Below are 24,087 nucleotides of genomic sequence, written 5' to 3'. Positions count from 1 at the left end.
CGATCGACGGCACCGGACCGCGCCCGTACGATCCCCCGGGCGGACAGAAGCGGACGAAGAGTGAGGAAGTCTTGAGCGAGCTGGTGTTCTTCTCCGGGACCATGGACTGCGGGAAGTCGACTCTGGCGCTCCAAATCGGACACAACCGTTCGGCGCGGGGGCTGCAGGGCGTGATCTTCACCCGGGACGACCGGGCGGGGGAGGGGAAGCTGTCCTCGCGGCTGGGCCTGGTGACGGAGGCGGTGGAGGCGCCGGAGGGCATGGACCTGTACGCGTACCTGGTCGCCCAGCTGTCCCAGGGCGGCCGGGCGGACTACGTGATCGTGGACGAAGCCCAGTTCCTCTCCCCGGAGCAGATCGACCAGCTCGCGTGCATCGTGGACGACCTCGACATGGACGTGTTCGCCTTCGGCATCACGACGGACTTCCGTACGAAGCTGTTCCCGGGCTCGCAGCGGCTGATCGAGCTGGCGGACCGGATCGAGCAGCTCCAGGTCGAGGCCCTGTGCTGGTGCGGCGCCCGCGCCACCCACAACGCCCGCACGATAGACGGTGAGATGGTGGTCGAGGGCGCCCAGGTGGTGGTCGGCGACGTCAACCGCCCGGCGGAGGAGATCGGCTACGAGGTCCTCTGCCGCCGCCACCACCGCAAGCGCATGACCTCGGCGGCAGCCCACGCGAGCGCCCTCTCCCCGGACGTCCTCCCCGTCAACCACGCCTGACCCCCGCACGGCCTCTCCGCCGCCCACCGCCTCGCCCCGGTCCGGCGCGACCGTGCGACGAGCGGCTCCCGCAGCGCGTTCGCAGCCGTGGCACAGCACACCCCGACATGAGTCCAGGAGGCATGATGCGGCACTTCGTCCGACCGGAAGGCACGCCGCCCGTCAACGGCTACAGCCACGCGGTGAGGTTCACCGGGCCCATGGTCGCCGTCTCGGGGCAGATTCCGGCGGACGCCCAGGGGCAGGTGGTGGGCGAAGGGGACGCCGAGGCGCAGATACGGCAGGTCTTCGTGAACCTGGCCACCGCGTTGGCGGCCGCGGGTGCCGCCATGGAGCACGTGGTCAAGCTGACGGTGTACCTGACCGACCTGGCCGACCTGGAGACGTTCCGCCGGGTACGCGACGAGTTCCTGGACCCGGCCCGCCCGCCGGCCTGCTCACTGGTCAAGGTCGCCGGACTGGTCCACCCCGCCTTCCGGGTCGAGGTCGACGCCCTGGCGGAGCTGCCCGCCGGAGCGTGAACCCGGCGCAGTGGCCGGGCTAGTCGGTGGTGAACGTCAGGTGGGAGATGTCGCGGGCCTGGACCACCTGGTGCTGGGTGCCCCCGCTGACCTGGTTGTGCACGTCGCCGCCCGGCTCCGCCGCCCGCGCCTGGCGCCACCACTCGTCGAGCAGCCGGCGGAAGTCCGCGTCGAGGGCCGCGCGCACCCCGAGCGCGGTGGCCAGCGCCTGGGCCCGCAGCGCGTCGGCCGGCTCGGCCGCCAGCGCGGCCAGTTCCGGCTCGCCCGAGCCCGCAGCCGCAGCCGGCGCTCCGGCCTCCTCCCGCGCCGACTCCCGCGTGAAGGGGCGCCGCACCAGCGCGACGAGCCCCTGCCACGCCTGGCGGCCCGCCTCCCCGCCCGTTCCCGTGGCAAGTGCCGCGAGCGCGGCTGCCGTGATCGGATCCATGGCCGCTCCCCCTGTCCGGGTTGTCGCACCCACCATAGGAGCGCTCCCGCACCTGCGGCAACGGCGCCCCCGCGCGGGGGTGATCGCCCGTATCCGAGCCAACTCGCCCACTTCTCAGTAGGGTTGGAGAATGGCGGACGACACCTTCAACCGGCTGGACGGCCACGCCCACACCGTGGTCCAGGCCGGGCGGATCGGAGAGCTGCACCAGCACTACCACGCCTCCGCCCCGCCCGCCCCCTTCCAACTGCCGCCCTCCCTCGTGCACTTCGAGAACCGCCGGGCGGAGCAGGAGCTGGTCGACCGCGCCACCGCCGGGCCGCCCTCCCGACCCGGGCCGCGGGTCGTCTCGTTGACCGGGATCGCCGGCATCGGCAAGACCGCCCTCGGCTTCCACCTGGCCCGCCGCCGCGCCGAGGATTACCCCGACGGCGTCCTCTACCTCGACCTCGACGACCTGCGCCGCGAGGGGGTGGTGGAGCTCGCGGACGCGCTCGGCGAGCTGCTGGGCGGCCTGGGCGTCGACCCCCAGTGGCTCGGCCGCGGCTTCGCGGCCCGCTCGAAGCAGTACTGGACCCTCACCCGCGGCAAGCGGCTCCTCGTGGTCGTCGACAACGCCCGCTACGGCACGGAGGCCGCGCCCCTGCTCCCCGCCTCCGCCGCGAGCCTGGTCATCGTCACGAGCCGCGCCCCCCTGCACGACCTCCCCGGCATAGCCGCCGAGGTGCCGGTGGGACCGCTGACCGCCGAGGACGGCGTCCGCCTCCTGCACCGCCTGGTGGACGGCCCCCGGCTGACCGCCGAGCCGCAGGCGGCGGCGGAGCTGGCCGGAAGCTGCGGCGGACTGCCGGCCGCGCTGCACGTGGCGGCCCAGTGGGTACGCCGCCACCCCCGCCGCGCCCTGTCCCGGCTGGTCGCCGAACTGACCCGCGAACTGCGCGAGAAGGGGATCCCCGTGGTGGAGGCGGTCTGGGACGCGGCGTACGCCGACCTGGGCGGGCTGGCCGCCCGGCTCTACCGCCTGCTCGCCCACCACCCCGGCCCGACCGTGACCACTCTGGAGGCCGCCGCGCTGCTCGGCGCCGGGCCCACGGGAGGCGGGGAGGCCGGGGAAAGCACGGCCGTCGAGCAGGCCGAGGACGCACTGGAGGAGCTGGAGACCGCCGGCCTGCTGGAGCGGCGCGGACCCGAGCACCGTATGCACGCCCTGCTGCGCGGACACGCCGCCCGCCGCGCCCACCACGCCGATCCGCAGGGTGCGGAGCGCGCGGCGGCCCTGCGGACCCTGATCCGCTGGTACCGCCGCCAGGCGGCACGCGCCGACCTGCTGGCCGCCGGCCCCCGCATGACCTTCGCCGCGCTGCCCGAGGCACTGCCCGGCGTACCGGACGTGGAGTTCACCGACCCTCCCGCAGCCCTGCGCTGGCTGGCGGAGCGGCGCCTCCCGCTGCACGCCTGCGTACGCCTCGCCTTCGACGACGGACGCTACGAGGACGCCTGGGCGCTGGCCGAACCGCTGTGGACCCACTTCCTCGACCACCGGCACTACGCGGACGCCACCGACGCCTTCCGCACCGCCGTAGCCGCCGCCGACCGCGCGGAGGAACCGCGGGCGATGGCCCGTACCCGCTGCCAGCTGGCCCGGGCACTGTGGGAGCAGGAGCGCTACGAGGAGGCCGCCGAACAGCTGGGCCGGGCGCTGGGCATCGCCGAAACCCTGGGCGACGGCACCAACGAGCGCAAACTGACGGCTTCGGTGACGGAGTTCCGAGGCAATCTGCGGCTGGCCGTCGGAGACCTGGACGCGGCAGCCCGGGACTTCGAGGCGGCCCGGCGCGTCCACCAGGAGATCGGCAACGCCTACGGCGTCCTGCTCCAGACCTACCACCTCGGACAGACCGCCCTGCGCGGCGCCGACTACGGGCACGCGGCCGAACTGCTGGCGCAGGCGCACCGGATGGCGGCCGGGCAGCGGCGCGAGCGCATGACGGCCAGGACCGCCTTCGCCCTCGGCCGCGCGCTGCGGGGCGCCGGCCGGCCGACGGAGGCGCTCGCCCCGCTGCGTACGGCGCTGGCGGGCGCGTGCGCCCGCGGATCCACCGCCGACGAGGCACGCGTACGGGAGGAACTGGCCGCCCTCCTCGGCGAGTTGGACGAACCGCAGGAGGCCGCGGAGCACCGCGCCGCCGCCCGGCTGCTCGCCGAACGCCACGGAGCGCCCCCTCAGACCTCGTAGTCGAGATCCGCCTCCCGCGCCCGCCCCACCTCCACCCCGACCCGCAGCCCCCCGACCTCGCAGACCAGCGACACCCAGTCGGCCGCCTCCGGCGTCCGGCCCCCGGCTGCCAGCCAGGCGTGCACGGCCGAGACCGCGGCGGCCGGATCGCAGCGCAGCACCCGCCCCTCCACCAGGGACGGTGCCACCCGGACGCTCAGCAGCCCGGCCGAACGGTGCCGGACCAGGACCCGGCCGGCATCCAGGACCGCGGCGGCCGTCCGGCAGCCGGGCGCCTGCGCGAACACGTGGGCCGTCCACCCCGCGGCGGTCCAGCCGCTGGCGTGCGGCGCGGCGGCGGGCCGGGCGCGGCGCCACAGCACCGCCGCGCTGTGCAGCAGGCGCGGATCGGCCGGGGGGTGCTCCGCCGCCAGATGGTGCGCGGGCTCGGGGCCGGCGGCGGGGAAGCGGGTGATGGCCACGCGCACCCCGGCCACCTCGGCCCGTACGGCGAAAGCGGCGGCCGGCCGGGACGGCGTACGCGGTGCGGGCAGCGGGCGCGCGGCCACCGGCGTCCTCCCGGGAGGCAGCCCCAGCAGCCGGTACAGCTCCTCGCGCAGCCGGGGCAGCGCCGGCTGCCGGGCGAAGGCGCGGTGCGCGAACTCGCCGGCGTCCAGCTGCCCCGCCGCCTCCAGCGCCGCCACCAGCCCCTTCGCCCCGGCCCCGGGGTGCAGCCGGGGCGCCCGCGCGAGCAGCTCCGCCAGGGGGCTGCCGGGGATCAGCTCGCGGCCGCCGTCGTACGCGCCGATGACCGGGCGGCCCAGCGCGGCGGCGTACAGGGCGGTCGAGCCGTGGTCGGTGACCACCGCGTCGGCCGCGACCAGCAGGGCCGCCCACTCCTCGTGCGGCCGCGCCAGCACCAGCCCCGCCGCCAGCGCGGGGGCCAGCCGCCGGGTCAGCTCGAAGGGACCGGACCTGCTGTACTCGTTGGGATGGACGACCAGGGCCGGCTGGTACGCGTCGTGCGGCAGCCCCTGGGCCAGCTCGACCGCCAGCTCCGGGCGCCGGGCGAGCAGCGACTCCGGACCCCAGGTGGAGGTGAGCACGACCAGGCGGCGCGGGCCCGTACCGAGGGCGCGGCGGTAGTCCTCCCGCCGGGGGAGCGAGGCCGTCAACCGGTCCAGCGTCGGATCGCCGACCACCGCCGCCCGGGCTGCCGCCGGCGGGCAGTGCGCGGCCAGCCGGGCGAGCTGCTCGTCGTGCGCCAGGACGTGCAGGTCCGCCAGCGGCTCCCCGCCGGGGAGCAGGTAGTGGGGGTCGAGACCGGACGGCAGCAGGGGTGAACCCTCCTGTGGGAGCGCCTTGTTGAAGCCGGCGCCGTGCGGCAGCACGACCCGGGGGCCGGAGAGCGACCGCAGCTCGCCCTTCGGGGCGGCGCCGAGTATCAGATCGTGCTTACGGCCGAGGGCCTGCGCCCAGCTGAGGGTACGGGCGCCGGAGCGCTCCAGGGCGGCGAGGGCGTCCACGTCGAAGGCCGAGCCCGGCACGAGGGTGAAGCGGACCGCGATGCGCCCGTCGCCCTCGAAGACGGGAAGCACGTCGAGCAGCCGGTACAGGGACGCGGCCGACCGGACGGCGACGAGCACGGCCCGCTCGCGGTCTGTCTGTCTGTCTGCCTGACTCGCTCGCTCGCTCGCTCGCTCGCTCGCTCGCTCGCTGAAACTCTCTATTCTACCGCAAATACCCCTGAAAAGCCCGGCGTTGTCAGGATCTCTCCCCCCATCACCGGGCTCCTCGAACGGCATGCGCCGATCCTACTGACGGCGTGCTCAGTCCTGCCGCGACTCCGCCTCCGCCGCCTTCTTCTCCTTCAGGCGCACCGCTTCCCGGCGGACCTCCGCCTGCGTGGCGCGCTCCTTGCGCAGCCACTCCGGGCCCTCCTCCTTCAGCGCGTCGATCTGCGCCGTGGTCAGCGCCTCCGTGACGCCGCCGCGGGCGAGGCCGGAGATCGAGACGCCGAGCTTGGCGGCGACCACCGGGCGCGGGTGCGGGCCGTCGCGGCGCAGGTCGCTCAGCCACTGGGGCGGGTCCGCCTGCAGGGCGTTCAGCTCGGCGCGCGTCACGACACCGCTGCGGAACTCCTCGGGGGTGGCGTCGAGGTGCACACCCAGCTTCTTCGCCGCGGTGGCGGGCTTCATGGTCTGGGCGTTCTGTTGCGCGTTCATGCATGAAGGATACGAGCAGGTGAGCCGCCCCGGATCCCGGCGGCTACGCTGAGGCACGTGAACGCCACCGACGATCCCACCCCCGACCCGGCGGCCCCGGCGGTCTTCCGCCTCGGCTACGTGCCCGGTGTGACGCCCGGCAAATGGGTGCGGATCTGGCGGGAGCGCTATCCGCGCCTCCCCCTGGAGCTGGTCTCCGTCGAGCCCGCCGAGGCCCCCGCCGCGCTGCGCGGACGTCGGCTGGACGCGGGGTTCGTACGGCTGCCGATCGACCGTACGGACCTGCACGCCATCCCGCTCTACACGGAGACGACCGTCGTGGTCGTCCCGAAGGACCACCTCTTCGCCGCCGCCGACACCCTGAGCGCCGAGGACCTGGCCGACGAGCTGGCCTTGCACCCCCTCGACGACACCCTGGACTGGGCCGCCGCGGGCCTGGCGCGGCCCCCCGGCCGCCCGGCCCTGGAGCGCCCGGCGACGACCGAGGACGCCGTGCAGCTCGTGGCGGCGGGCGTCGGCGTGCTGGCCGTCCCGCAGTCGCTGGCCCGCCTGCACCACCGCAAGGACCTCACCTACCGCCCCGTGACCGGCCTGCCCGAGTCGCAGCTCGCCCTCGCCTGGCCGGAGGAGGCCACGACGGACCGGGTGGAGGACTTCATCGGCATCGTCCGGGGCCGGACCGCCAACAGCTCGCGGGGGCGCCGTACGGAGGAGGCGGCGAAGCCGGAGAAGTCCGGGAAGCCGGCCAGGGCGAAGGCCGCCGGGAGCGGGACGGCCAAGGGCGGCGGAGGCGGGGGCGCCAAGGGTGTCAAGGGCGCCAAGGGCAAGCCCCCGGCCGCCAAGCGCGCCGGCGGCGCGAACGCCCGCAAGGGCACCGCCCGCCCCCGCCGCCGCCCCTCCTGACGTACGGGCCTGACGTACGGGCGCGCGCACCGCCCTCAGTCCCACTCCACCAGCGTGAACCGCGCCCCCTCCGGATCCGCCGCCTCAGCCCGCCGCCGCCCCGCCGCCGTCTCGTACGGCCCGCGCAGGACCCGCCCGCCCAGCCCCAGCAGCCGGTCGAGGGACTCCGCGACGTCCTTCACCGCGAAGTGCGTCCCCCAGTGCGCGGGGGTGTGCGGCGGGAAGGCGGGGGACAGGGGGCGGATCGCGGCGACGGCCCGACCGCCGGCGCGCAGCGTGAGGGAGCCGTCCGGCTGCTTGTCGAAGGCGCAGCCGAAGACCCACTCGTAGAAGCGGGTGACCGCCGAGGGCTCCGGCACCCACAGCTCGTGCCAGACGGCCGCGCCGGTCTGCGGCCGCCGGGGCGGCTCGTGGGGCCCGCGCGGCTGCCAGACGCCCAGGACCGCGCCGGCCGGATCCGCGCAGAGCGCCATCCGCCCGCGCCGGCCGAGGTCCAGCGGTCCGACGGCCACCGTGCCGCCGGTGAAGCGCACCGCGTCCGCCGCCCCGTCCGCGTCCGGCACCGTGAAGTACGGCGTCCAGGCGGGCAGTCGGCGGCTCCGGGGCGCCAACTCGCCCATGCCCGCCAGATCCCGGCCGCCGCACTGGACGCGCAGCGCGTGCTCGTACGGACCCACCCGCGCGCCCGGCTCGGTGAACTGCCAGCCGAACAGGGCCCCGTAGAAGTCACGGGCGGCCGGCAGGCTGTGCGACAGCAGTGTCACCCAGCCCGGGGTGCCCGGGGCTCGTGGCACTGTCGGGTCGCTCGCTCCCTCGGTCATGGGGGAGATGCTTCCACCCGGCAGCGCAAACCGCGCCCCCTGTGCGACGAATTCTCCCCAATTCCCAGGTGAAATGTCGGCGATGGGGTTTCCGTGACGTTTCCGGAGGGTGTCCCCGCGCTCACGAAAAGCCACCGCCGGTGCCCTGTCGTGCCGCCGCGGCGACTGCGCGAGGATGGCCCCATGGAACCGCTGATCTCCGCGCCCGACCTCGCCGCCGCCCTGTCCCGCCTCGACGCCCCGGTGCTGCTCGACGTCCGCTACCGGATGGGCGGCCCGCCCGGCCGGCTCGCGTACGGGGCGGGGCACATCCCCGGCGCGGTCTTCGTCGACCTGGAGGCCGAACTCGCCGGCCCGCCCGGCGCCGGGGGCCGCCACCCGCTGCCCGAGCCCGCCGTCTTCGAGGCGGCGATGAGGCGGGCCGGGGTCTCGGCGGACCGCGACGTGGTCGTGTACGACGACTGGCTGGGCTGGGCCTCCGCCCGCGCCTGGTGGATGCTGCGCTGGACGGGTCACCCCTCGGTACGGGTCCTGGACGGCGGACTGGCCGCCTGGACCGGCCCCCTCTCGACCGCCGTCCCGGCCCCGGAGCCCGGCGACTTCCGCCCCGTACCGCGCCCGTACGGCCACCTCACGGCCGACGAGGCCGCCGCCCTCGCCCGCCGCGGCGTACTGCTCGACGCACGGGCCGGGGAGCGCTACCGGGGCGAGACCGAGCCCATCGACAAGGTCGCCGGCCATGTCCCCGGCGCCCTCAGCGCCCCCACCACGGAGAACACCGCACCCGACGGCACCTTCCGTCCGGCCGCCGAACTGGCCGGCCGCTTCTCGGAGTTGGGCGCCGTCCCCGGCGCCGAGGTCGGCGTCTACTGCGGCTCCGGCGTCTCGGGCGCCCACGAGGTGCTGGCCCTGGCGGTGGCGGGCGTGGACGCCGCGCTGTACGTCGGCTCCTGGTCGGAGTGGTCCGCCGACCCGGCGCGGCCGGTGGCGACCGGGCCCGAGCGGGGCTGATCCGACCGGGAGCACCCCGAAGCGAAACGGCGGCCGACCCCCCTCGGAGGGGGGCCGGCCGCCGTTCGCGCGCTAGCCGTTCGGGCCGTTCGGACTACTCGGGCTTCTTGCGCCGCGAGCCGAAGACGATCTCGTCCCAGGAGGGGACCGACGCCCGGCGCCCCGGACGCACCCCGTCCGCCTCGGCCTGGCGGTCCGTCTGCCCCGTCAGCCGCTCCCGGTGGCCGCGCACGCTGCGCGGCGGCATCAGCACATCCGCGTACGCCGAGCCGGCCGAGGCCGCGGCAGCCGCCGGAGCGGCGGGCTCCGCCACCTCGACGGCGGGCGGCGCGACCGGCGGCTCGGGGGTCTCCACCGCCGGCGCCGACTGCTCGGGCGCCACCAGGTCGCCCCGGACGAAGTTGGGCACCGCCTCCAGCAGACTGGTCAGCGAATCGGAGGCGCCCGACGATCCCGACGCCCCACTGCCCCGGTCGGCTCCGCTCCCCGCCTCGGGCTCGCGGTCACGCTCCCGCCCGGTGGCGCGCTCGGGACGCTCAGGGCGCTCGGGGCCCTCCGCGTCCCGGTCCGTACGCGGCAGGCGCGCGATCCGGGGGATGAAGGGGAACGAGGGCTCCGGCGGCTCGTCGGACTCGCCGATCAGCGAACGGGCCTCGTCGTCCACCGCCTGGACGAGCCGACGCGGCGGATCGTAGGTCCACCCGGCGCTGTGCGGCTCACCGGCGACGCGGTAGACGAGCAGCACCTCCCAGGTGCCGTCGTCACGCCGCCAGGAGTCCCACTGGACGGTCTCCTTCTCCACGCCGCGCATCATCAGCCGCTCGGCGACCGCCTCGCCCAGCGTCGGGCCCGTGGACTCGCCGGGGCGCCGCACCGGCGTCTTGCGCGCCCGCTCGGCCATGAACGCCCGCTCGGCGAGCACCGGTCCCTCGAAGCGCCGCACCCGGTCGACCGGGATGCCCGCGAGGGCCGCGACCTCCTCGGCGGAGGCGCCGGCCCGTATCCGCGCCTGGATGTCGCGGGGACGCAGGTGGGACTCGACCTCGATCTCGATCTGGCCGAGGCGTGCGCGGTCGTTGCGGACGGCGGCCCGCAGCCGCTCGTCAATCGGAAGGGTGTACTCCGTGGCGTCCGCAGCCTTCAGCACCAGCCGTGTGCCGTCGTTGCTGACGGCCACGACACGCAGTTCGGGCATGGGGACCTCCCGGGTCGTGCCTGCCGACGTCACGTGTGCGTCGCTGCTTCCGCTAGTCGAGTGTGGCCTGTCCGCGTGCGGACTGCCACAACCTTTCCACTTTGCTACCGAGTTGCCCGGCGTGTCGGACCTGGGTCCTGAGCGCCGTTTATGGCACGGTTACCAATTTGCAACGCTGAGTGACCATGCGGGCCACCCGTGGAACGGGACGCCGGAGCACGGGTTCGTCACAGTACTCCATTCGGGCCCCGTTCGCGCCGGAAGACCGTACCGGCACGCCGCCCAACTTCTCGCACAGGCCCCGAGTTGGCCCGCTTCGCGCCCGCCACCTGCGTCGACGCGGGGCGAAGGATCACGGAATCTCCCGATTCGGAGGGCGGCGGTCCGAGCGGAGGCGCCGCTTCTGCCGGGGCGCGGCCGAACGGGCGAACTTCCCCGGGGAATTCCCCGACCCCGGTACGGGCGGCAGCGGGTGGGGTGAATCACAGAAACCGACTATTCGGAACTTCCCGGTCCGCCCATGGGTCACTCATGGGGGAAAGGCCGAAGAGCGACCGATGTGGATGGGGATGCGCCAGACAGCAAAGCGGGATGTACGGCACGCGACCGGACCGGAGGCGGCGCCCGCGCCGACCGGGGACGGCGGCGGTGAGCGGCGGGCCCGCCGGGGGCTGGACCTGAACGGCTCGCAGGTGGCCGCCAGCGCCGGCGCCACGGTCGTGGCGGCGTTCCTGGCGTCCAGCCTCGGCGTGTACGGCACGATCATCGGCGCCGGCGTGGTCAGCGTCGGCGCGACGGTCGGCGGCGCGGTCTTCCAGCAGCTGTTCCGGCGCACCGGCGAGCAGCTGCGCGAGGCGGCGCAGGACACCGGGCGCAAGGCCGCGCACCGAACCTCCCCCCAGGCCACCCCCGGCGCCCCGCCCGGCTCCTACAGCACCGCCTCCGTCCACGGCACCCGGCTGCGCGGCAGGCGGCGCGCGGCGGCGACGGCGGCCGTGGTCTTCGCGACGGGGATGGCGGCGGTCTTCGGCATCGAGGCGGCCTCCGGCAGCACGATGGCCGGCTGGTGGGGCAGGGACGACGGCGGCGGTACGAGCATCGGCCGCGTCCTGCACACCGGCGGCGGCGGGAAGAAGCAGCCCGCCGACGACGGCGACGGGCAGGCCCCCGCGGACAGCGGCGGCCGGGACGTGAAGCCCGACCCCGGCAGCACCCCCGGCGGACAGGGCGGCAAGCAGACGGCGCCCCCCGGGAGCGGCACCCCCGGCGAGGAGGACGCCCCGGCCACGCCGACGCCCGCCCCCACGCCCCCGGCGGACGGCGCCGAGGAGCCCGCCGCCCCCACCCCGGACCCCTCCGCCCCGGAGAGCGCCGCCCCGACTACCCCAGCACCCGGCGCAGATAGTCGTTCGCGAACACCCGCCCCGGATCCAACCGCTCCCTGACCGCCAGGAACTCCCCGAAGCGCGGATAGACCGACGCCAGGTAGTCCGCGTCGCGGGTGTGCAGCTTGCCCCAGTGCGGCCGCCCCCCGTAGGCGGTCATGATCCGCTCCACCGCCGTGAAGTACGCCTCGTACGGCGTCCCCCGGTACAGGTGCACGGCTATGTACGCGCTCTCGCGGCCCGAGGCCGTCGACAGCGGCAGGTCGTCCGCCGGCGCGGTCCGCACCTCCACCGGGAAGCCGACCCGCAGCCCCGAGGAGTCGATCAGGGCGCGCAGCTCGCGCAGCGCGTCCATGGCCGCCGCGCGCGGCAGGGCGTACTCCATCTCCACGAAGCGCACCCGGCGCGGACTGGTGAAGACCTTGTACGGCAGATCGGTGTACGTCCGCTCCGACCAGGCGCCGGCGGCGATCCGCGCGATCGGGGGGACCGCGGCGGGGACGGCGCGCCCGACCCGGCAGGCGACCTCCCAGACCCCGTTGGAGAGCAGTTCCTCCTCCAGCCAGCGGCCGACCGCGCCCAGCGGGGCGGCGGGGCCGGGGGAGCGGTTGTTGCGCTTGGTGTGGCAGCCGGTGGTGTGCGGGAACCAGTAGAACTCGAAGTGCTCGTTCTCCCCGGCCAGTTCGTCGAAGCGCGCGGTCACCTCGTCGAAGGGCATCGGCTGCTCGCGCGCGGTCAGCAGGAAGAGCGGCTCCACCGCGAGGGTCAGCGAGGTGAGCACGCCCAGCGCGCCCAGCCCCAGCCGGGCCGCGGTGAAGACCTCCGCGTTCTCCCGGGCCGAGCAGCTCAGCACCTGCCCGTCCGCCGTCACCAGCTCCAGGCCCACCACCTGCGCCGCGATGGAGGCGGAGGCCCGCCCGGTGCCGTGCGTGCCGGTGCTCACCGCCCCGGAGACGGTCTGCTCCATGATGTCGCCCATGTTGGTCAGCGACAGCCCCGCCGCGGCCAGCTCCCGGTTGAGCACCTTCAGCGGCGTCCCCGCCGCCACGGTGACCGTCGGCCCGCCCTCGGCGCCGCGGTCGACGGCGAGGATCCCCGTCAGCCGCTCCGGCCGTACGAGCAGCCCCTCGGTGGCGGCGACGGGGGTGAAGGAGTGGCCCGTACCGACCGCCTTGACCGTCAGCCCCTCCGCCGCCGCCCGCCGCACCGCCGCGGCGACCTCCTCCGTACTGGACGGGCTGACGCTGCGCGCCGGCCGCGCGGTGACGTTCCCCGCCCAGTTACTCCACGTGCTCCCGTTTCTCCCCGCCACTGTCCCCAGCATTCGTCCCCTCCCGTGCGGGCACCGACCGCAGCCGGCGGTACCCCAGCAGCGCCACCACGGCCGCGAGCGCTCCCGCCATCCCCGGTACGGCGTACCCGGCCCGCGCCCCGGAGGCGTCGATGACCCATCCGGTGACCGCCGAGCCGAGGGCCACGCCCACGGCGAGGCCGGTGCTCACCCAGGTCATGCCCTCGGTGAGCCGGGCCGGCGGGACGAGCTGCTCGACCATGGCCATGGTGGTCACCATGGTCGGAGCGATCGCCATACCGGAGACGAACAGCGCCACGGCCAGCAGCGGCAGGCTGTCGACCAGTTGGAGCGGGATCATACTCACCGCCATCGCCGTCACTCCCAGCAGGAAGCGCCTGGACAGCGGTCCCCTGGGATGGACGAGCCCGAAGACCAGCCCGGCCAGCCCCGAGCCCAGCGCCCACAGCGCCAGCACCAGGCTCGCGGCGGACTTGTGGCCCTCCTCCTCGGCGAACGCCACCGTCGCCACCTCGGCGCCCGCCAGCAGCGCGCCCGTCGCCACGAACGCCGCCACCAGCCACGGCAGTCCGGGCGTACGCAGCACGGCGCCGCCGGTGTGCTGCCCGGGCGGGTGCGGCGGCGGCTCGGTGGCCCGCTGGGAGGTGAGCCACCACACGCCCGTCAGCAGGAAGAGGGCGGCGAGCAGCGGGCCCGCCTCGGGGAAGAGCGAGGTGGACAGCCCGATGGCCAGGATCGGGCCGAAGATGAAGCACAGCTCGTCGACGACCGACTCCAGCGAGTACGCGGTGTGCAGCCGGCCGCGGTCGTCACGGTAGATCAGCGCCCAGCGGGCGCGGATCATGGAGCCCACGTTGGGCACGCAGCCGGCGACGGCCGAGAAGACGAAGAGCAGCCAGCGCGGCCAGCCGCTGCCGGCCGTCAGGCACAGCAGGCCGATCGCGGTGACGGAGACGAGCGTCACCGGGCGCATCACGCGGCGCTGCCCGTAGCGGTCGGTGAGGCGGGAGATCTGCGGGCCCAGGACGGCCGAGGCGACGGCCAGGGTGGCGGTGAGCGCGCCGGCGAGCCCGTAGCGGCCGGTCAGCTGGGAGATCATCGTGACGATCCCGAGCCCCGTCATCGCCAGCGGCATCCGGCCCAGCAGGCCGGCGGCGGAGAACGACAGGGTGCCGGGACGTGCGAAGACGGCGCGGTAGGGGCCTAGCAAGTGCGGCTCACAGGGGTGCGGTGCGGCTCTGACGGGGGCGCTGCGGACAGGCGGTCCTCCCGCCCGCGCGCCAGGGCGCCGGCGGGAGGTTTTCCCCAGCTTAGGAGCCCTTCTCACCCGTTGCCCTCCCATGCCGGGCGGGCGGGGCGGCCGGGCGGTCTGCCGGGGGCGCCGGGCCCGGGAGGCTCTCGGGCGGCCGCTGATGGCAGGATCGGGGTATGCCTGACGCGCCCGACGTACGCCCCTACGACGCCCTGCTGCTGCTCTCCTTCGGCGGACCGGAGGGGCCGGCGGACGTCGTGCCGTTCCTGGAGAACGTGACCCGGGGCCGGGGGATCCCCCGCGAGCGGCTGGCGGAGGTGGGGGAGCACTACGTCCGCTTCGGCGGGGTCAGCCCCATCAACGCCCAGAACCGCGAACTGCTCGCCGCCCTGCGCGCCGACCTCGCCGGGCACGGCGTGGACCTGCCCGTCTACTGGGGCAACCGCAACTGGACGCCGCTGCTCACCGACACCCTGCGCGAGCTGGCCGCGGCCGGCCACCGCCGGGTGCTGACGCTGGTGACCAGCGCCTACTCCTCGTACTCCGGCTGCCGGCAGTACCAGGAGGACCTGGCCGCCGCCGTCGCCGCGCTGGAGGCCGAGGGCGCCGTCGCCCCGGGCGCCTTGCGGATCGACCGGATCCGCCACTACTTCAACCACCCCGGCTTCGTCGAGCCCATGGTCGACGGCGTCCTGGACGCGCTGAAGGAGCTGCCCGAGGAGGTCAGGGACGGCGCGCACCTCGCGTTCACCACCCATTCCATCCCCACCGCCTCGGCCGACACCTCCGGCCCGGCGGGCGGCGCGTACGTGGCGCAGCACCTGGAGGTCTCCCGGCTGATCGCCGGGGCGGTGCGCGAGGCGACCGGCACGGCACACCCGTGGGAGCTGGTCTACCAGTCGCGCAGCGGCTCCCCGCACACCCCGTGGCTGGAGCCGGACATCTGCGAGCACCTGGCGGCGGTACGGGCCCAGGGCGCGCCGGCGGTGGTCATGGCGCCGATCGGCTTCGTCTCCGACCACATGGAGGTCGTCTACGACCTCGACACCGAGGCCATGGCCAGGGCGGCGGAGCTGGGCCTGCCCGCCGTCCGCTCGGCGACCGTCGGCACCGACCCCCGATTCGTCGCGGGGATACGGGAGTTGGTGCTGGAGCGCGCGGCGGCGGAGCGCGGCGCCGCACCCCCGCGCCGCGCCCTGGGGGCCCTGGGCCCCTGCCGCGACGTGTGCCCGGCCGACTGCTGCCCGGGCCGCGCCCGGCGCCCCGCGCCGGCCGGCGAGGCGGAGGAGCGGTGAGGGAGGCGAAGGACGAGGGAGCACGGGAGGACACCGCGGTGGAGTCACTGAAGGACGAACTGCTCGCCGTGGCCCTGGACGCCGCCCGGCAGGCAGGCGCGCTGCTGCGCGACGGCCGCCCGGCGGACCTCGCCGTCGCGGCGACCAAGACCAGCAGCGTGGACGTGGTCACGGAGATGGACCTGGCCGCGGAGAAGCTCATCACCGGGCTGCTCACCGCCGCCCGCCCGCACGACGGCGTCCTCGGCGAGGAGGGCGCCAGCGTCGAGGGCACCAGCGGGGTGCGCTGGGTCGTCGACCCGCTCGACGGCACGGTCAACTACCTCTACGGGCGCCCCGAATGGTCCGTGTCGATCGCGGCGGAGCTGACCGGGACGGGGGAGCGCCTCGTCGGCGTGGTCGAGGCGCCGATGCGCGGGGAGACGTACCACGCGGCGCTGGGCCGCGGCGCCCGGCTGGGCGGTGAGGTCGTGCACTGCCGCCCCTCGCCGCCGCTGGCCCAGGCGCTGGTCGCCACCGGCTTCGGCTATCTGCGCGGGCGGCGCGCCGCCCAGGCCGCGGTCGTCGGCGCGCTGCTGCCGCGGGTGCGGGACATCCGGCGCGGCGGCTCGGCGGCGATCGACCTGTGCGACGTGGCGTGCGGGCGGCTGGACGGCTACTACGAGCGCGGACTCAACCCCTGGGACCTGGCGGCCGGCGACCTCATCGCCCGCGAGGCCGGCGCGCTCACGGGCGGCCGCCCCGGGGAGGCGGGCTCGGGCGAGCTGATGGTCGCCGCGTCACCGGGCGTCTTCGGCCCGCTGCGGGAGGCGCTGGAGGAGCTGGGCGCCTGGCACGACTGAGGCCCCGGGGCCGTACGACCCGAAGCCGCCCTGACCGCCCCTGACCGCCCCCGACCGCCCGCGGACAGCGTGAAGCCCCGGTGCGCCAGGCGCACCGGGGCTTCACGTCTCTGGGTCATTTGCGGCCGGCGGCGACCTCGACACCGTGGTCGGCGGCGAGCCGCCGGAGATCCTCCAGCTCGGCGGTCTCCACCTCGAGCAGGAAGTCATCGCCCGACTCGCGGGCCCGGTCGATGTCGGACTCGGTGCTCTTTATACGCTGCAGAATGCCAGCGGTGAATGCGTCCATGTGAGCCCCCTCGGCGGTCGATGGGCACGGGGGTGTGCCGACGGAAGGTGATCACAGGGTCGCCCGGCGGCTACAGCGCGTGTGCCGTGCCTTGGGGTAGCCGGACAGATGTGATCGGCGGGTGTGCAGTCGTCCTCCCCGCAGGGCACATGCCGGAAACATGATTCCGCGACTTTTCCCTTTACGCCCTGTCAGAAGCCGTGTAAGGGCGCAGGACGGCCTGGCCCGGAGGAGTTCGGAATCAGTCTCTTACGACCGGTTTACCGGTCGTACAGGCAGGATGGAGGGCGGCTCCCCTCCCGCGGGCCCTGCCCGGGCCCCCTCGGGCACCCGCCGGGTGCCCATTGGGCCGTTCGGGAGCCCCCGCGCGTCCGCACTGTGCGGCGCCCGCACGGAAGGACACCCCCTTGCGCGTACTCGTCGTCGAGGACGAGCAGCTGCTCGCCGATGCCGTGGCCACCGGGCTGCGGCGCGAGGCCATGGCCGTGGACGTGGTGTACGACGGCGCGGCCGCCCTGGACCGCATCGAGCTGAACGACTACGACGTCGTCGTCCTCGACCGCGACCTCCCGCTCGTCCACGGCGACGACGTCTGCCGCCGTGTCATCGAGCTGGGCATCCCCACCCGGGTGCTGATGCTCACCGCGGCCGGCGACATCAGCGAGCGGGTCGCCGGGCTGGAGCTGGGCGCCGACGACTACCTGCCCAAGCCCTTCGCCTTCAGCGAGCTCATCGCCCGGGTCCGGGCCCTGGGCCGCCGCGCCACCCAGGCGCTGCCGCCGGTGCTGGAGCGCGCCGGCATCCGCCTGGACCCCAACCGCCGCGAGGTCTTCCGCGACGACAAGCAGGTGCAGCTCGCGCCCAAGGAGTTCGCCGTGCTGGAGGTCCTGATGCGCAGCGAGGGCGCCGTGGTCTCGGCCGAGCAGCTGCTGGAGAAGGCCTGGGACGAGCACACCGACCCCTTCACCAACGTCGTACGGGTCACGGTGATGACCCTGCGCCGCAAGCTCGGCGAGCCGCCGGTGATCATCACCGTGCCCGGCTCCGGCTACCGGATCTGACGCGATGAGCGAGCCGCCCGCCACCCCTGCCGCCCCCGCCGCGCCCCCCAAGCCCACCTGGGACCCGATCCCCGGCCGGGGCGGCGCCGCGCCCGCCCTCGGCTACCCCTGGCTGCGCCCCACCATCCGCATAAGGCTCACCCTGCTCTACGGCGGGATGTTCCTGATGGCCGGCATGGTGCTGCTGACGATCATCTACCTGCTCGCCGCCCAGGCGCTGCACGACGGGGGCGCGGCCAACGTCCAGCTCGTCTACGGCGACAACATCAGGGTCGAGTCCCTGACCCCCTGCGCCGAGAAGCAGTTCGCCCAGCGGGCCGGCATCACCAGCAAGTTCGAAGTCAGCATCGCCGACTTCAACAAGATCCAGTCGACCTGCATCGACGCCCAGCGCAGCCACGCCCTGGACTCCCTGCTGCGGCGCTCCCTGCTCTCGCTGCTGGGCCTCACCGTGCTGGCCTTCGCGCTGGGCTACCTGATGGCCGGCCGGGTGCTGGCCCCGCTCGGCCGCATCACCCGTACCGCGCGCTCCGTGGCCGGCTCCGACCTGCACAAGCGCATCGAGCTGGACGGCCCTGACGACGAGCTGAAGGAGCTCTCCGACACCTTCGACGACATGCTCGACCGCCTGGACCGCGCCTTCAACGCCCAGCAGCGCTTCGTCGCCAACGCCTCGCACGAGCTGCGCACCCCGCTGGCCATCAACCGCACCCTGCTGGAGGTGCAGCTCTCCGACCCCGAAGCCTCGGCCGAGCTGACCCAGCTGGGCAAGACCCTGCTGGCCACCAACGAGCGCAGCGAGCAACTCGTCGAGGGCCTGCTGCTGCTGGCGCGCTCGGAGAACCAGATCGTCGACCGCAAACCCGTCGACCTCGCCGAGGTGGCCTCCCAAGCGGTCGACCAGGTACGCGGCGAGGCGGAGAAGAAGGGCGTGGAGCTGCGCGGCGTGCGCCACCCCGCCTACGTACAGGGGAACGGGGTACTACTCGAACGGGTGGCTCTCAACCTCCTTCAGAACGCCGTGCGTTACAACGTGCAGGAGGAGGGTTGGGTCGAGGTGGACACCAGGACCGTGTCGGACCAGCCCGGGCTGGCGGTGCTCACCGTCGCCAACACGGGCCCCGTGGTGCCCGCGTACGAGGTGGACGCCCTCTTCGAGCCCTTCCGGCGGCTGCGCACCGAGCGCACCGGCAGTGACCGGGGCGTCGGGCTGGGACTGTCCATTGTGCGATCCGTCACGCGGGCGCACGGAGGCACGGTCACGGCCGAGCCCCGCGAAGGCGGCGGATTGGTCATTCGGGTCACGCTGCCCGTATAAGGTGTGGGATCGATCACGGCCCGTGCCCGGGGGACGCCCGAGGGGCGACTGCGCTGCGTGATCGGTGTGTCCGGAATTTCACCGGGATGATCCGGGTTTACCCGGGCAGTGCTCACGGGAAGTACCGGGGGTGGCGTGCACGAGCAGGCCATCACAATGGTGTACGGTCCCGTTCGCCACCTGCCAGGATCGCCTCTTCAGGGGCCCGAGTGGGTGTCGATTGCATAACAGACTCTGATGTGAGGCAAAATCTCCGCCTCGGGTCGGGCACAAGTCCGGCCTCTCACGCGTTACGAGCGCTGGAGACACCACAGATACCCAGAGGGGGAGAAGCGCCATGGCTACGGATTACGACACACCACGCAAGACGGACGACGACGTCAACGAGGACAGCATCGAGGAGCTGAAGGCCCGGCGGAACGACAAGGCCACCTCGACGGTCGACGTCGACGAGTTCGAGGCCGCAGAGGGCCTGGAGCTCCCGGGCGCCGACCTCTCCAACGAGGAGCTGGCGGTCCGCGTGCTGCCCAAGCAGGCGGACGAGTTCACCTGCATGAGCTGCTTCCTGGTCCACCACCGCAGCCAGCTCGCGGCGGAGAAGAACGGCAACCCCATCTGCCGCGACTGCGTGGCCTGAGGACGGCAGGAAGCCGTGGGAGACGGGGACGTGAACGGCAAGGGCCTTGCGAGGCGGACCGGGGCGGCGACGCTCCAGGGCGCCCGCAAGGCGCTGACGACGGCGTCCGACGCCATCGTCGACAACGCACCGCGCATCCCCGTCCGCGATCTCGCGACGCTGCGCGGGCAGTTCCCCGGCCTCGGGCCGCATGAGCTGGCCGACAAGCTCGTCGCCGGGGCCGTGAAGGGCACCTCCACCGTCGGCGCGGGGGTCGGGGCCGCCGCGGCGCTCCCCGCCCCGCCCGCGATGCCGGTGGAGCTGGCCGGGGAGGTCTTCGGCGTCGCACTGATCGAGATCAAGCTCATCGCCGAGCTGTGCGAGGTCTACGGGCAGCGCGCCCCGGGCAGCAAGGCCGAACGGGCCTACGCCTACCTCACGATGTGGGCCGCCGACGGCGGCGCGAAGGCGAGCCGGAGCCGGGGCATCGGCACGGTGATCGGCGGTGAGGTGGCCAAGCAGCTGCGCCAGCAGGTGCTGAAGCGGCTGATCCGCAATCTGCCCGTGCTGGCGCCCTTCATGATCGGCGCCGCCGCCGGGGCCGTGATGAACCGCCGCGACACCCGCCGGCTGGCCGCGCGGGTGCGCGCCCAGCTGGCCCAGGGCCAGGTCCCCTGGGACGCCCTGCCGTACGGGGCGCGGGCGGAGCTGGACGAGAGCCCCGGAACGGACGCGAAGAAGCGGAAGGGACTGTTCGGCGACCGCGGCGCCCCGCGCGCGCTGGAGGGCTGACGCCCCGCACCCGCGACCACACCGGCGACCGCACCGGCGTCAGTCGGCCCGTACCGCGTCCAGTGCCGCCGCCAGCCGCTGCGGCGAGCGCGTCGACAGGTAGAGGTAGGGCGTCGGGTCCTGCGGGTCCGTGACCGGGATGCGCACGGCCGTCGGGATGTAGCTCCGCAGCAGCATGTACGCGCGCGAGTCCGCCCGGTGCGAACGCCAGGCGCGCGCCCCCTCGGCGTCCAGCGGCTCCACCGCGCCCAGCGCCGCCACCGGGACCCGGGCCGTCGGCGTCACCAGCGAGCCGGCCACCACCCGGATCCGCGCCGATCCGTAGGACGAGACGGCCACCGCGGCCAGGGCCGTACCGCCCACGAAGGCCGCCAGTGAGGCCAGGGCGCCCAGGGGCAGGAAGACCAGGCTCAGGCTGAGACCGACGAGGGCCACCACCACCCACCACGAGCGCGGCGCGCTGAGCCGCTCTTCGTAAGACTCCATGCCCAAAGCTTCGCACGGCCACCGGATAGGGTCTGCACCGTGACCACCAGCAACAACCCCCTCCAGCCCCCCGCGGACGCCGCGCCGCCGCGCCGGCACCCCGACGCACCGCCCCCCGGCGAGCTGCTCGGCCCCCACTACGACCAGTGCTTCGCCTGCGGCGGCGGCCAGCCGCACGGACTGCACCTCGCCGCACGCGCGGGCGAAGGGGTCAGCGTCACCGCCGAGTTCACCGTCACCGAGGCCCACCAGGGCGCCCCCGGCCTCGCCCACGGCGGCGTGCTGGCCGCCGCGCTGGACGAGACGCTCGGCTCGCTGAACTGGCTGCTGCACACCACCTCCGTCACCGGGCGACTGGAGACGAACTACCTGCGCCCGGTGCCGGTCGGCACCACCCTCTTCCTCGACGCCCACGTCCTCGCCGTCGACGGCCGCAAGATCTACGCCACCGCCACCGGCCGGATCGGCGCCCCCGACGGCCCCGTGGCCGTGCGCGCCGACTCCCTCTTCATCGAGGTGAAGGTCGACCACTTCATCGAGAACGGCCGCCCGGAAGAGGTCCAGGCGGTGCTGGCCGACCCCGACATGATGCGCAGGGCCCGCGCCTTCGAGGTGAACCCGTGACGGCCGCCGCGGACGCCGGGCCGGTGGACGTACTCCTGCGCCGCCTGGACCCCGAGGTGCCGCCCCCCTCCTACGCCCACCCGGGCGACGCGGGGCTGGACCTCGTCACCACCGAGTCGGTCGAACTGCCGCCCGGGGAGCGGGCGATGGTCGGCACCGGGATCTCCCTCGCGCTCCCCGCCGGGTACGCCGCCTTCGTGCACCCGCGCTCGGGGCTCGCGGCCCGGTGCGGGGTGACGGTCCTCAACGCCCCCGGGACGGTGGACGCCGGGTACCGTGGGGAGGTCAAGGTGATTCTGCAGAACCTCGACCCGCGCCGCAGCGTGCGGATCGAGCGCCTCGACCGCGTCGCCCAGCTGGTGATCCAGCGGGTGGAGGTTGTGCGATTCCATGAGGTGGAGGAGCTTCCGGGCTCCGCCAGGGGTGAGGGCGGGCACGGATCCACAGGAGGACACGCCTCGCTGGGGAAATCCGCGGTCAGCCATGGGTACGCTTCGGTCGTTGCCGACCGGGAAGGACAGTGACGTGTTCGGACGTCGTCGTAAGCAGCGGGAGGACGCCGTCGACAAGCTCGCCGACGGCGCGGAGCCGCAGGACGCGGAGCAGGTAGAGGACGCGGCCGAAGGCGCCGCCGGGGAAGAGGCCGGGGAGGCCGCTCCCTACGCGCTGCCGCCCGCGCCCCGGCCCGACGGGCCGTGGGACATCAGCGAGGTCGAGAAGCCGGCCGAGGCGCGCATCGACCTCGGTGGCGTCTTCGTCCCCGGGGTCGACGGTATGGAGCTGCGGGTGGAGGTCGCCGGCGAGTCCATCGTCGCGGCGACGGTCGTGCTGCGCGACAGCGCGGTCCAGCTGCAGGCCTTCGCGGCGCCCCGCAACGAGGGCATCTGGGGCGAGGTCCGGGCCGAGATCGCCGGCGGGATCACGCAGCAGGGCGGCGTCGTCGACGAGATCGAGGGCCCGCTGGGCTGGGAGCTGCGCGCGCAGGTGCCGGTGCAGCTGCCGGACGGCAAGAACGGGGTGCAGGTCGTGCGCTTCGTCGGTGTCGACGGTCCGCGGTGGTTCCTGCGCGGGGTCATCTCCGGGCAGGGCGCGGTGCAGCCGGCCGCGGCGGGGCTGCTGGAGCAGATCTTCCGTGATGTCGTCGTGGTGCGGGGCGATTCGCCGATGGCGCCGCGGGATCCGATCGTGCTGAAGCTTCCCACGGACGCGCAGATGGTGCCGGACGGGGTGCAGCAGGACGACGGTGACGCGTCTCGCTTCGCGGGGGGGATCGACTCCCTGCAGCGGGGGCCGGAGATCACCGAGATCCGCTGAGCGCTTGCGCGGTTTTGCCGGTCGTCGGACGGGTCCCCTGCGGGGGGCTGGTGCGGCGGCCGGTTCGCGTTTTCCGGGGGGTGCCGTTCGCGCCGGCTGGCGCGGTCCGGGCTTCGCCCGGAGTCCTCAAGCGCCGGACGGGCTGGGTGTGGGTCGGGTGGCGTGACAGGGTGCCGTTGCGCCGGCTGGCGCGTTTCCGGCTTCGCCGGAAGTCCTCAAACGCCGGACGGGCTGGATATGGCTCTGGTGGCGGGGTGGTTCTGGCGCCGGACGGGCTGGATGTGGGTCTGGCGTTGGGCGGGGTGGGGCGCGTGGTGGGTGGGGTAACGAATTGATCAAGTCGGGGCGTACTTCTTCTCCTGGGGTGGGGTGGGGAACCTAGGCTCCGGGGTCGTAGGTCTGTACCACCAAGGGGCGGGGTGCATGTCGTGCCGTTTGTCGGGGGAGTTGCGTGACGGCCGTTACTGAGCGGCCGCCGCCTGTCGCGCCGCCGCGGCGCAGGCTGGCGCCCGTCGTTCTGCGGCACAGTGCGCACCACGGGCTTGTGCTTGGCGCGGCCGCGCTTACCGTGCTGCTCGCCGTTGTCGTCCTCACCGCGCTCGTCGCCCTTACCGAGCACGCCGCGCAGACCGGTGCGCGCCAGCGTCTCGCCGCCGCTCCGGACGCCACCGTGCGGGTCTCCGGGCGCTACGATCCGGCCGGTTTACGGGCCGCCGATCCGCCCGTGCGCGCGGCCCTGGACGGCGTGTTCGGGCCCGTCGAGCACCAGGTGCAGCCCCTGCTGCGGGCCCCCGCCGCCGACACCCGGCAACTGCCCGCCGCCGGCGACACGATGTGGCTCACCCTGCTCGGCGTGGCGGATCCCGCCAGCCACGCCCGGCTCACCGAGGGGCGCTGGCCCCGTACCGCCGCCGGCCCCGGTGCGAAGACCGTCGAGGCCGCCTTCGACCGCGACTACGCCGCCCGCTTCGGCCTGCGCCCCGGCAGCCGGGTGGCCGCCGGCCGCCTCACCCTCCAGGTCAGCGGCCTCTACACCCGCCGCGCCGCGCAGGGCCCGCTGTGGAACGGCATGACCGGCACCTTCGGCCTGCCCGACAGCATCGTCCTGCTCGCCCCCGGCTCCTTCGCCGCCGCCCCGCCGCTGGCCGCCGACGCCGCCGCGCTGTGGATCGCCACCCCGGACTCCCGCCGCCTCACCCTCGACCAGATCGGCCCCCTGCGCGAGCGGATCCCCGCCTTCGCGGCCAGCCGCACCGACCTGTCGGTCTTCGGCGGCGCGCCGCCCCCGCTGCGGGAGGTGGCCGTCAAAACCCAACTCTCCTACGAACTGGGTCAGTTGGACGTCCCTGTGGCGGTGGCCCGCGCCGGCATGTACCTCCCCGCCGCGCTCCTCGCAGCCCTCGCCGCCGCGCCCGGGGCTTCGACCTCCACGACGCCCCGCAGTGGCGGCTCCTGCTCGTC

24 protein-coding genes and 1 pseudogene are annotated in these 24,087 nt (G+C 74.7%); 16 read left to right on the top strand and 9 right to left on the bottom strand.

Annotation, left to right across the window (positions count from 1 at the left end):
* The first annotated feature begins 71 nt into the window (after nt 1–71).
* Both ACFQLX_RS10445 and ACFQLX_RS10440 read left to right on the top strand, forming a co-directional pair.
* On the top strand, nt 72–722 hold the full coding sequence (locus tag ACFQLX_RS10445) for a thymidine kinase (protein ID WP_386413967.1): 651 nt from the start codon (nt 72–74) through the stop codon (nt 720–722).
* Nucleotides 723–844: 122 nt separating this feature from the next.
* Nucleotides 845–1,243, top strand: a complete 399-nt coding sequence (locus tag ACFQLX_RS10440) for a RidA family protein (protein ID WP_386413965.1) — start codon at nt 845–847, stop codon at nt 1,241–1,243.
* Nucleotides 1,244–1,262: 19 nt separating this feature from the next.
* Here ACFQLX_RS10440 and ACFQLX_RS10435 read toward each other — a convergent pair whose 3' ends face one another.
* The gene (locus ACFQLX_RS10435; protein ID WP_386413964.1) at nt 1,263–1,670 is read right to left on the bottom strand and encodes a hypothetical protein; all 408 of its coding nucleotides are present in this window, start codon (nt 1,668–1,670) and stop codon (nt 1,263–1,265) included.
* Nucleotides 1,671–1,800: 130 nt separating this feature from the next.
* On the opposite strand from ACFQLX_RS10435, the gene ACFQLX_RS10430 reads away from it, so the two are divergent.
* Nucleotides 1,801–3,906, top strand: a complete 2,106-nt coding sequence (locus ACFQLX_RS10430; protein WP_386413963.1) for a hypothetical protein — start codon at nt 1,801–1,803, stop codon at nt 3,904–3,906.
* Here the strand turns inward: ACFQLX_RS10430 and ACFQLX_RS10425 are convergent.
* A complete protein-coding gene (locus tag ACFQLX_RS10425; RefSeq protein WP_386413962.1) occupies nt 3,894–5,531 on the bottom strand; it encodes a translation initiation factor 2 in 1,638 nt (545 codons plus the stop codon). The two genes, ACFQLX_RS10430 and ACFQLX_RS10425, sit on opposite strands and share 13 nt — an antisense overlap.
* A 183-nt stretch (nt 5,532–5,714) precedes the next feature.
* Complete coding sequence (locus tag ACFQLX_RS10420; protein ID WP_386413961.1) at nt 5,715–6,110, bottom strand: DUF5997 family protein; 396 nt, start codon at nt 6,108–6,110, stop codon at nt 5,715–5,717.
* Between the two features lie 57 nt (nt 6,111–6,167).
* Between ACFQLX_RS10420 and ACFQLX_RS10415 the strand changes: the two genes are divergently transcribed.
* The gene (locus ACFQLX_RS10415; protein ID WP_386413960.1) at nt 6,168–7,013 is read left to right on the top strand and encodes a LysR family substrate-binding domain-containing protein; all 846 of its coding nucleotides are present in this window, start codon (nt 6,168–6,170) and stop codon (nt 7,011–7,013) included.
* 35 nt (nt 7,014–7,048) lie between these two features.
* Here ACFQLX_RS10415 and ACFQLX_RS10410 read toward each other — a convergent pair whose 3' ends face one another.
* Nucleotides 7,049–7,834 (bottom strand): VOC family protein, encoded by a 786-nt coding sequence (locus tag ACFQLX_RS10410; RefSeq protein WP_386413959.1) that lies wholly within the window; start codon nt 7,832–7,834, stop codon nt 7,049–7,051.
* 183 nt (nt 7,835–8,017) lie between these two features.
* On the opposite strand from ACFQLX_RS10410, the gene ACFQLX_RS10405 reads away from it, so the two are divergent.
* Nucleotides 8,018–8,845, top strand: a complete 828-nt coding sequence (locus ACFQLX_RS10405) for a sulfurtransferase (protein ID WP_386413958.1) — start codon at nt 8,018–8,020, stop codon at nt 8,843–8,845.
* Nucleotides 8,846–8,939: 94 nt separating this feature from the next.
* On the opposite strand, the gene sepH is transcribed toward ACFQLX_RS10405, so the two are convergent.
* The gene (gene sepH, locus ACFQLX_RS10400) at nt 8,940–10,073 is read right to left on the bottom strand and encodes a septation protein SepH (protein ID WP_386413957.1); all 1,134 of its coding nucleotides are present in this window, start codon (nt 10,071–10,073) and stop codon (nt 8,940–8,942) included.
* Between the two features lie 536 nt (nt 10,074–10,609).
* On the opposite strand from sepH, the gene ACFQLX_RS10395 reads away from it, so the two are divergent.
* Nucleotides 10,610–11,485 carry a hypothetical protein gene (locus tag ACFQLX_RS10395; protein WP_386413956.1) on the top strand — a complete coding sequence of 292 codons (876 nt, stop codon included), beginning with the start codon at nt 10,610–10,612 and terminating at the stop codon, nt 11,483–11,485.
* On the opposite strand, the gene ACFQLX_RS10390 is transcribed toward ACFQLX_RS10395, so the two are convergent.
* Both ACFQLX_RS10390 and ACFQLX_RS10385 read right to left on the bottom strand, forming a co-directional pair.
* Nucleotides 11,421–12,749, bottom strand: coding sequence for a D-arabinono-1,4-lactone oxidase (locus tag ACFQLX_RS10390; RefSeq protein ID WP_386413955.1), 1,329 nt, complete (start codon nt 12,747–12,749; stop codon nt 11,421–11,423). The two genes, ACFQLX_RS10395 and ACFQLX_RS10390, sit on opposite strands and share 65 nt — an antisense overlap.
* Nucleotides 12,706–13,947, bottom strand: a complete 1,242-nt coding sequence (locus ACFQLX_RS10385; RefSeq protein WP_386413954.1) for an MFS transporter — start codon at nt 13,945–13,947, stop codon at nt 12,706–12,708. Before ACFQLX_RS10385 ends, ACFQLX_RS10390 begins: the two co-directional genes overlap by 44 nt.
* Before the next feature lie 218 nt (nt 13,948–14,165).
* Between ACFQLX_RS10385 and ACFQLX_RS10380 the strand changes: the two genes are divergently transcribed.
* On the top strand, nt 14,166–15,284 hold the full coding sequence (locus tag ACFQLX_RS10380) for a ferrochelatase (protein WP_386413953.1): 1,119 nt from the start codon (nt 14,166–14,168) through the stop codon (nt 15,282–15,284).
* On the top strand, nt 15,281–16,126 hold the full coding sequence (locus ACFQLX_RS10375; RefSeq protein ID WP_386413951.1) for an inositol monophosphatase family protein: 846 nt from the start codon (nt 15,281–15,283) through the stop codon (nt 16,124–16,126). The genes ACFQLX_RS10380 and ACFQLX_RS10375 overlap by 4 nt, the downstream gene beginning before the upstream one ends.
* A gap of 115 nt (nt 16,127–16,241) precedes the next feature.
* On the opposite strand, the gene ACFQLX_RS10370 is transcribed toward ACFQLX_RS10375, so the two are convergent.
* Nucleotides 16,242–16,415: a hypothetical protein gene (locus ACFQLX_RS10370; RefSeq protein WP_386413949.1), complete on the bottom strand. Its 174-nt coding sequence runs from the start codon at nt 16,413–16,415 to the stop codon at nt 16,242–16,244.
* Nucleotides 16,416–16,822: 407 nt separating this feature from the next.
* On the opposite strand from ACFQLX_RS10370, the gene ACFQLX_RS10365 reads away from it, so the two are divergent.
* The 4 genes from ACFQLX_RS10365 to ACFQLX_RS10350 all read left to right on the top strand — a co-directional run bounded on the left by ACFQLX_RS10365 (nt 16,823) and on the right by ACFQLX_RS10350 (nt 20,202).
* The gene (locus ACFQLX_RS10365) at nt 16,823–17,476 is read left to right on the top strand and encodes a response regulator transcription factor (protein ID WP_386413947.1); all 654 of its coding nucleotides are present in this window, start codon (nt 16,823–16,825) and stop codon (nt 17,474–17,476) included.
* Nucleotides 17,477–17,480: 4 nt separating this feature from the next.
* Nucleotides 17,481–18,794, top strand: a complete 1,314-nt coding sequence (locus tag ACFQLX_RS10360; protein ID WP_386413946.1) for a sensor histidine kinase — start codon at nt 17,481–17,483, stop codon at nt 18,792–18,794.
* Between the two features lie 337 nt (nt 18,795–19,131).
* Nucleotides 19,132–19,431, top strand: coding sequence for a DUF4193 domain-containing protein (locus ACFQLX_RS10355; protein WP_386413945.1), 300 nt, complete (start codon nt 19,132–19,134; stop codon nt 19,429–19,431).
* 15 nt (nt 19,432–19,446) lie between these two features.
* Nucleotides 19,447–20,202 carry a hypothetical protein gene (locus ACFQLX_RS10350; RefSeq protein WP_386413943.1) on the top strand — a complete coding sequence of 252 codons (756 nt, stop codon included), beginning with the start codon at nt 19,447–19,449 and terminating at the stop codon, nt 20,200–20,202.
* Nucleotides 20,203–20,241: 39 nt separating this feature from the next.
* Here ACFQLX_RS10350 and ACFQLX_RS10345 read toward each other — a convergent pair whose 3' ends face one another.
* Nucleotides 20,242–20,688, bottom strand: coding sequence for a DUF3093 domain-containing protein (locus tag ACFQLX_RS10345; RefSeq protein WP_386413942.1), 447 nt, complete (start codon nt 20,686–20,688; stop codon nt 20,242–20,244).
* A gap of 39 nt (nt 20,689–20,727) precedes the next feature.
* Here ACFQLX_RS10345 and ACFQLX_RS10340 point away from each other — a divergent pair, with 39 nt between their 5' ends.
* The 4 genes and pseudogenes from ACFQLX_RS10340 to ACFQLX_RS10325 form a co-directional block, all read left to right on the top strand.
* A complete protein-coding gene (locus ACFQLX_RS10340; protein ID WP_386413940.1) occupies nt 20,728–21,312 on the top strand; it encodes a PaaI family thioesterase in 585 nt (194 codons plus the stop codon).
* Nucleotides 21,309–21,836, top strand: coding sequence for a dUTP diphosphatase (dut, locus tag ACFQLX_RS10335; RefSeq protein WP_386413939.1), 528 nt, complete (start codon nt 21,309–21,311; stop codon nt 21,834–21,836). Before ACFQLX_RS10340 ends, dut begins: the two co-directional genes overlap by 4 nt.
* A gap of 1 nt (nt 21,837) precedes the next feature.
* Nucleotides 21,838–22,626: a DUF3710 domain-containing protein gene (locus tag ACFQLX_RS10330; protein WP_386413938.1), complete on the top strand. Its 789-nt coding sequence runs from the start codon at nt 21,838–21,840 to the stop codon at nt 22,624–22,626.
* Nucleotides 22,627–23,170: 544 nt separating this feature from the next.
* Nucleotides 23,171–24,087 (top strand): annotated as a pseudogene (locus tag ACFQLX_RS10325) (FtsX-like permease family protein); the annotation flags it as partial.

This window comes from Streptomyces polyrhachis, from assembly GCF_042663125.1.
Taxonomy (GTDB): domain Bacteria; phylum Actinomycetota; class Actinomycetes; order Streptomycetales; family Streptomycetaceae; genus Streptomyces; species Streptomyces polyrhachii.
Note: the sequence above shows the minus strand (reverse complement) of the source record. Positions and strands in the feature narration are given on the sequence as shown.